The organism is Rhodococcus sp. NPDC054953, from assembly GCF_053609225.1.
Genome location: NZ_JBSGXD010000001.1, coordinates 92,085 through 99,005, shown reverse-complemented (window position 1 = coordinate 99,005; position 6,921 = coordinate 92,085). Strand labels below are relative to the sequence as shown.

General features: G+C 69.6%; 8 protein-coding genes and 1 pseudogene. 6 read left to right on the top strand and 3 right to left on the bottom strand.

The annotated features are described in order from the left end of the window. Positions 1-86: 86 nt before the first annotated feature. The gene (typA, locus tag ACWF62_RS00380; RefSeq protein ID WP_378505812.1) at positions 87-1,982 is read right to left on the bottom strand and encodes a translational GTPase TypA; all 1,896 of its coding nucleotides are present in this window, start codon (positions 1,980-1,982) and stop codon (positions 87-89) included. Between the two features lie 290 nt (positions 1,983-2,272). On the opposite strand from typA, the gene ACWF62_RS00375 reads away from it, so the two are divergent. Beyond that, on the top strand, positions 2,273-2,482 hold the full coding sequence (locus ACWF62_RS00375; RefSeq protein WP_378506064.1) for a hypothetical protein: 210 nt from the start codon (positions 2,273-2,275) through the stop codon (positions 2,480-2,482). Here ACWF62_RS00375 and ACWF62_RS00370 read toward each other — a convergent pair. Further along, on the bottom strand, positions 2,460-2,900 hold the full coding sequence (locus tag ACWF62_RS00370; protein WP_452629196.1) for a (deoxy)nucleoside triphosphate pyrophosphohydrolase: 441 nt from the start codon (positions 2,898-2,900) through the stop codon (positions 2,460-2,462). The genes ACWF62_RS00375 and ACWF62_RS00370 overlap by 23 nt on opposite strands. Before the next feature lie 15 nt (positions 2,901-2,915). Between ACWF62_RS00370 and ACWF62_RS00365 the strand changes: the two genes are divergently transcribed. Then, positions 2,916-3,206, top strand: coding sequence for a 4a-hydroxytetrahydrobiopterin dehydratase (locus ACWF62_RS00365; protein WP_378505810.1), 291 nt, complete (start codon positions 2,916-2,918; stop codon positions 3,204-3,206). On the opposite strand, the gene ACWF62_RS00360 is transcribed toward ACWF62_RS00365, so the two are convergent. Further along, on the bottom strand, positions 3,148-4,434 hold the full coding sequence (locus tag ACWF62_RS00360; protein ID WP_378505809.1) for a mannosyltransferase: 1,287 nt from the start codon (positions 4,432-4,434) through the stop codon (positions 3,148-3,150). The two genes, ACWF62_RS00365 and ACWF62_RS00360, sit on opposite strands and share 59 nt — an antisense overlap. 382 nt (positions 4,435-4,816) lie before the next feature. Here ACWF62_RS00360 and ACWF62_RS00355 point away from each other — a divergent pair, with 382 nt between their 5' ends. The 4 genes and pseudogenes from ACWF62_RS00355 to ACWF62_RS00340 form a co-directional block, all read left to right on the top strand. Beyond that, complete coding sequence (locus ACWF62_RS00355) at positions 4,817-5,587, top strand: Rv1157c family protein (protein WP_378505808.1); 771 nt, start codon at positions 4,817-4,819, stop codon at positions 5,585-5,587. 82 nt (positions 5,588-5,669) lie between these two features. Continuing rightward, the gene (locus ACWF62_RS00350; RefSeq protein WP_378505807.1) at positions 5,670-6,008 is read left to right on the top strand and encodes a hypothetical protein; all 339 of its coding nucleotides are present in this window, start codon (positions 5,670-5,672) and stop codon (positions 6,006-6,008) included. A 40-nt stretch (positions 6,009-6,048) separates the two neighbouring features. Then, positions 6,049-6,585, top strand: a complete 537-nt coding sequence (locus ACWF62_RS00345) for a nuclear transport factor 2 family protein (protein ID WP_378505806.1) — start codon at positions 6,049-6,051, stop codon at positions 6,583-6,585. Positions 6,586-6,679: 94 nt separating this feature from the next. After that, positions 6,680-6,921 (top strand): annotated as a pseudogene (locus ACWF62_RS00340) (hypothetical protein); the annotation flags it as partial.

The following is a 6,921-nucleotide window of genomic DNA, read 5'->3' as shown; positions in this document are numbered from 1 at the left end:
CTCCCTTTGGGTTGGCGGCCACCCCGCCTGGGGGGGGTGCACCCCCCGAGGGGGGGAAACCCCACCCACGGGCGCGTCAGCGCACCTTACAGCGCGGCCTTGTCACGGGACTTCGCGCGCGACCGCTCACGGGCCCGGTCGGTCTGCGACAGGTGCACCTTGCGGACGCGGATCGCCTCCGGGGTGACCTCGACGCACTCGTCGCCCGCGCAGAACTCCATCGCACCCTCGAGGGTCAGCTCGATCGGCTTCGCGAGCGTCTCGGTGGCGTCGGCGGTCGCCGAGCGCATGTTGGTGAGCTTCTTTTCCTTGGTGACGTTGATGTCGAGATCCTCGGCACGCGGGTTGATGCCGACGACCATGCCCTCGTACGTGTCCGCACCCGGCTCGACGAAGAAGGTGCCGCGGTCGGAGAGCTGGATCATCGCGAACGGGGTCACCGAGCCGGTGCGGTCGGAGACCAGCGAGCCGGTGTGCCGGGCCCGGATCTCGCCCGCCCACGGGCCGTAACCGTGCGAGACGGCGTTGGCGATGCCGGTGCCGCGGGTCTCGGTGAGGAAGTCGGTGCGGAACCCGATCAGACCACGCGACGGGACGATGAACTCCATGCGGACCCAGCCGGTGCCATGGTTGGTCATCTGGACCATCTTGCCCTTGCGGTTCGCGAGCAGCTGCGTGATCGACCCGAGGTGCTCCTCGGGGGTGTCGATGGTCAGCTCCTCGAACGGCTCGTGCACCTTGCCGTCGACCTGCCGGGTGACGACCTGCGGCTTGCCGACGGTCAGCTCGAAGCCCTCGCGGCGCATCTGCTCGACGAGGATGGCCAGCGCCAGCTCGCCGCGGCCCTGCACCTCCCACGCGTCCGGGCGGCCGATGTCGAGGACGCGCAGCGACACGTTGCCGATCAGCTCGGAGTCGAGGCGGGACTTGACCATGCGGGCGGTGAGCTTGTGACCCTTCACCCGGCCGACCAGCGGCGAGGTGTTGGTGCCGATGACGACGGAGATCGCGGGCTCGTCGACGCTGATGGTCGGCAGCGCGACCGGGTTCTCGGTGTCGGCGAGGGTGTCGCCGATCATGATCTCGGGGATGCCCGCGACGGCGACGATGTCACCGGCGACCGCGACCTCGCCCGGCTCCCGGCTGACGCCGACCGTCTTCAGCAGTTCGGTGATCTTGACGGTCTTGACGCCGTCGGCGTGCATCCACGCGACCTGCTGGCCCTTGCGGAGCTCGCCGTTGTGGATGCGGACCAGCGCGAGCCGGCCAAGGAAGTCGGAGGCGTCGAGGTTGGTGACGTGCGCCTGCAGCGGTGCGGCGGCGTCGCCCTTCGGCGCGGGGACATGCTCCATCAGAACGTCGAACAGGACGTCGAGGTTCTCGGTGTCGGGGGCCTGGCCGTTCTCCGGCTGATTCATCGACGCCTTGCCCTCGCGGCCCGATGCGTACAGGACCGGCAGGTCCAGCAGCGCCTCGGCGGCCGCGGCGGCCTCGTCGTCGAGGTCGGAGGCCAGGTCGAGGAGCAGGTCCTGCGCCTCGGTGACGACCTCCTCGATCCGGGCGTCCGGGCGGTCGGTCTTGTTCACCACGATGATGACCGGCAGCGACGCGGACAGCGCCTTGCGCAGCACGAAGCGGGTCTGCGGCAGCGGGCCCTCGGACGCGTCGACGAGCAGCACGACGCCGTCGACCATGGACAGACCGCGCTCGACCTCGCCGCCGAAGTCGGCGTGGCCGGGGGTGTCGATGACGTTGATGACGGTGACGGTGCCGTCCTGGTTGTGGCGGTGCACGGCGGTGTTCTTCGCGAGGATGGTGATGCCCTTCTCGCGTTCGAGGTCACCGGAGTCCATCACCCGGTCGACGAGTTCGGCGCGCTCGGCGAAGGCGCCGGACTGCCGAAGCATCGCGTCGACGAGGGTGGTCTTGCCGTGGTCGACGTGTGCGACGATCGCGACATTGCGGAAAGTGGTGGTGCTCACGCGGGGCGTTCTCCTGCTGCTGACGGGGCCACACGAAGTTTGTGTCGCACGGCTTCTGGCTGCCGCTACGCGCATGCGTGATTCCCATTCGCGACCCCCGCGGCACCAGCGTCACTGAAGACGTCACGACGGTGCACCTGTGCAGGGATTGCGGCCAGCGAACACAGTACCCGCCTCCGTCGAATTTCCCCACATCGCGGCCGGCCATCAACGGCCCTGACCTGCGGATAGTGATCTGCACCACTGGCCGGATTCGGGCCCGAAATGAGGGCACGCTAACCTCGAGCCGGATGCGTCAGTCGAAGCGGGGGTCCGGGACAGCGATGGGCAAGGTCAAGGCAAAGAAGGTGTCGGGCCTGAAGCCGAAGAAGAAGTGCTGCCGCAGCAAGACTCGCTGCATCACCTGCCCGGTCGTGATCATGCGGATGCGGAAGCTCGAGGACGCGGGCGTCACCGGGAAGGACCTGAAGAAGGGCCTCAAGAAGGCTCGGGCCGCCTGACCGCGGCGCTGGCCCCAAGCAGCGCACACAGATCGGGGAGCCAGGCGCGGTCGTTCGGAACCCAATCGACCCGCACGACGTCGGCGGCGTCGACCCAGGCGATCGCCGCATGCTCGAGCGCGACCGGAACCCCCGACACCAGTTCCGCGCGGTAGGCCCGCAGCACCATCCCGTTCGGCAGCGGCACGTCGACGCCGACCCGCGGCCCGACCACCGCCTCGATGCCGAGTTCCTCCCGCAGTTCCCGACGCAGCCCCTCCGCCGGGGTCTCGCCCGGTTCGACCTTCCCGCCGGGCAGCTCCCACCGACCCGCCAGGTCCGGCGGCGCCTGCCGCTGCGCGATCAGCAGTCGGCCACCGTCAATCACCGCGGCCGCCGCGACCTCGCGTTGACCACTGTCGCCGGGACCCGTCTGCATGGGACCATCATGACCATGGCCGAGTTGCTGACCGACGCCGAGGTCACCGCCGCGCTCACCGACCTGCCCCGGTGGCAGCGCGACGGCGCCGCGATTGTCCGGACCGTCGAACTGCCCACCTTCCCGGACGCGATCACCCTGGTCGACCGCGTCGCCGAGGCCGCAGAGGCCCGCAATCACCATCCCGACATCGACATCCGCTGGCGAACGGTCACGTTCACCTGCGCCACCCATTCGGCGGGTGGGCTCACGATGCTGGACGTGGAACTCGCCGGGGAGATCGATCGGCTGTCGGGGTCGGTGTGACCCGGCCAGCGCGGATCACCCACAGGTAGAGGGCGAAGACGCCGAGCACGTTCACCGCGCCGAGCCAGGCCAGCATCCCCGGACGGGAGATCAGCCAGATCGAGTCCTGGAAGAAGCTGAGCACCCACGGAACGCCGATCAGCGTGGTGGCAATCCAGTAGCCGGCCAGCACCTTCGCCCCGGTCCGCCCGGCGAACGGCCCGTGCACCAGCCAGATCGCGGTCGGGATCAGCCACACCCAGTGGTGGGACCACGAGATCGGCGACAGCAGCAGCCCGAAGAGCTGGACGAGCACCAGCGTCCCAAGGAGGTCATCGCTGCCGAGTGCCCGCCACGCAAACCAGGCCGCGACCGCGACGACCAGCAGCGCGAGGATCAACACCAGCCCGGTTCCGACGTCGTACCCGGCGACGCGGCTGAGCGCGCCGCGCAGCGACTGATTCCACACCGACCCGACGGGCCCGATCCGGGACGCATCGCCGAGCAGATGCTCGAAGTAGGTGCGGGCCTCCGGTCCGGCGAGCAGGTAACTCAGCGCCACCGTGCCCGCGAAGGCGACGGCCGAGAACACCGCGGCCCGCCAGCGGCGCCGCAGCACGAAGTAGAGGCCGGTGACCGCGGGCGTCAGCTTGATGCCCGCGGCGAGCCCGACCAGGCCGCCCGCCACCCACCAGCGGGCGGACCGGACCGCGACCATCGCGCCGAGCGCGAGGAAGACGTTCACCTGGCCGTAGTCGAGGGTGGTCCGCACCGGCTCGGACCAGAGCCCGACGGCAGTCCACACCAGCGCGACCGAGGCCCAGCGGGCATCGAGCCCCCGGGTCAGGGTCGAGCACCGACCGAGCAGCAGTTCGATGCTCATCCGGATCAGCAGCAGCAGCGCGCCGATCGTCGCGAGCTGCCAGGCCACCCCGACGGCATCGAACGGCAGGTAGTGCAGCGGGAAGAAGACGAGGGCCGCGAACGGCGGGTAGGTGAACGGCAGCGGGAAGTCGGGGGTCAGCTCCGAGTAGGTGAAGTCGTAGAGGTCACCGCGCAGCAACGCCGCCGACCCGTCCACGTACACCCGCAGGTCGACCAGGTTCATCCCGTTCGGGCTGAGGAAGGTCCAGGACATGCGGACCGCGACGGAGAGAAGAAGGATCAGCGGCGCGACCCGCAGGATCCGCTCGACCCTTGGGCCCGTGCGGAGTGCGCGGACCGCGGGTGCTGGGGTCGTCTCGGACACAGTGTTCGTGTTCTCCCGGGAAGGTGGTGTGCCAGCGGGTCGGGCTCCGCGCGGTCGTCGGCGAGCCTACGGCAGCCGGGTGCGACGCCGGGTATGGGCGATCACCTCGCATAACAGTTGCATCAACAACCACACTGTGCACTTGAGTAACACGCTAGGGTTCGGGTTGTCAGCATCGCCACACCGCGATGTCAGCACCGCCACATCACGCTGTGATTAACTGCCGCGGGAGTACCGCCCGTTGCCAACCGGCCGGGCCGGGCCTTCCAAACGCTGTACAACAACAGAGGCCCTGCATAGAGTGACCCCTCGACACCGAGGGGCCTGCCTGGCCAGTCGCCGTCCAGGAACGGCGACGCTTGACAACAAGGATGGGGACACCGTGCTTCGTACGCGAGGAACGCGCATTTCGATCATCGCGCTGGCGATTACCGCCGCTGCCGTCGCGCTACCGGCGACCGCCTCCGCCGAACCCGCGGTTCCCCAGATCCCCGCCGGCCTCGACATCGAGGCGCTCGCCTCGCTCGCGCCCGCGATCGTCGGTGCCGCTGCCGGACCGATCGAGCTCGGCGTGACCGACATCGCGAACCCGCAGGCCGACCTGCTCGCGCAGGCGAAGGCACTGCTCGATGCGTCCAACCTGCCGCCGGAGACGAAGGCCACCCTCGAGAAGGTCATCACCTTCCTCGACGGCAGCGGCGGCGGCGGCCCGGAGCTGCCCCCGTCGGATGGCCCGATCATCTCCCAGTTCCTGTACCCGACCCTCGGCAAGGACTGCATCGGCGGCACGTCCGATTCGGTCGGCGCCGCGCTCGCCGTTCCCGGCCCCGCGCACCTGCCGCCGCCGGGACCGAAGGCGGGCGAGGCTGGCTTCGTGTTCACCGCGCTCGGCACCAGCAAGGCCACCGCCGAGCAGCCGACCCCGCTCGTCGTGGACTGGGTCAACATCGACCACCCGAAGACCGGCCGCGCCACGCTGACGACCGCGTCGAAGATCAACCCGGACGGCCCCGCGACGCTCTCCGCGATCGCCGAGACCGGCCAGGGCCGCGTGCTCGCCGTCATCTCCGGCGGCCTCACCACCGAGGTTGAGGGCGCAGCCCCCGCCACCTGCACCTTCCTCCCGACCGTCGGGACGGTCTACGTCCCCTGACGCGGACGACCACAGCATCGGAAGGGCCCTCGCCGCGGCGAGGGCCCTTCCGCGTTCCCGGGCTGCCGTGGTAGACCGGGGAATGGCCTCCGCACGCCGGAATTCGATCAGATCCGTTCGATCCCGTCGGTCGATCCTCTCGATTCGCTCGGAGGGGTCGATCCTGTCCATCGGGTCCGCCTATTCGATTCTCTCGATCGGCAGCGTCGGCTCGATCCTCTCGATAGGCTCCATCGGGTCCGCGGGGTCCGCGCTGTCCTCCGGATCGTTCGGCAGCCTCGGCTCCGCACTGTCCGGATTGTCCCGTTGGTCGGTTCTGTCGTGGCGCGCCGACGGCGGCGAACCCGGCGACCGGCCGCTGCACGTGCTGGCCGAGGAGCCCGACCTGTCCCGGTCACCGCTGGCACACAACCAGACCTGACCCGCCGCGCGCGGCGTCAGTCGACACCCATGGAGGACCTGTGACCCGATCCGCCGACGCCACCACCACCACCGCGCCGGGCAGCAACCGCTGGACGCGTGCGGAGTTGGAGACGGCGTTCGCCGGCTACCAGCGCACGGTCGAGGAGGCGAAGCGGACCGGCGACTGGAACCTCTTCGCCGACATGTTCACCGAGGACGCGTCCTACATCGAGCACGCGTACGGCACGTTCGCCGGACGCGAGGAGATCCGCCCGTGGATCGTCCGGACGATGAACAGCTTCCCCGGCAACCACATGACGTCCTTCCCCGCGCTCTGGTACACCATCGACGAGGACCGTGGCTGGGTGATCTGTGAGATCGACAATCCGATGTGCGACCCCGGCGACGGCTCCGTGCACGGGGCCTCCAACCTGACGATCCTGCACTACGCGGGCGACGGGCTGTGGTCCTGCGAGGAGGACGTCTACAACCCGATGGGGTTCCTGAAGATGGCCAAAAAGTGGTGCCGCGCCGCCGAATCCGCGAACGCGCTGCCCGACGAAGCCAGGGAGTGGCTGGCGAAGTTCGGCGGCTGATCCCGGCTCCCCGATCCGGGTCGTCGGCGACGACACTTCTGCCCGGTACGTCGTCCACCGCCGCTCGGCGCGCTGCCGGGGCTACGCTCGACCCATGAAAACCGCAGCTGCCGTGCTCGCCGCCTCGGCCATCTCGCTCGCCCTGGTCGGATGCACGTCGAGCAACGACGACGAGTCCACCACGACGACCACCACCGGCAATGCACTCGACCGCGCCTTTGGGGGCGGGGTCTCGGCCGCCACAGGACGCCAGGGGGTTGTGTCCTCCGTAGGGGGGGGCGCGTGGAGGGGGGGTTTCTCCGCATGGTATGAAGGGGGGGAATTGTCGGGGGGTGG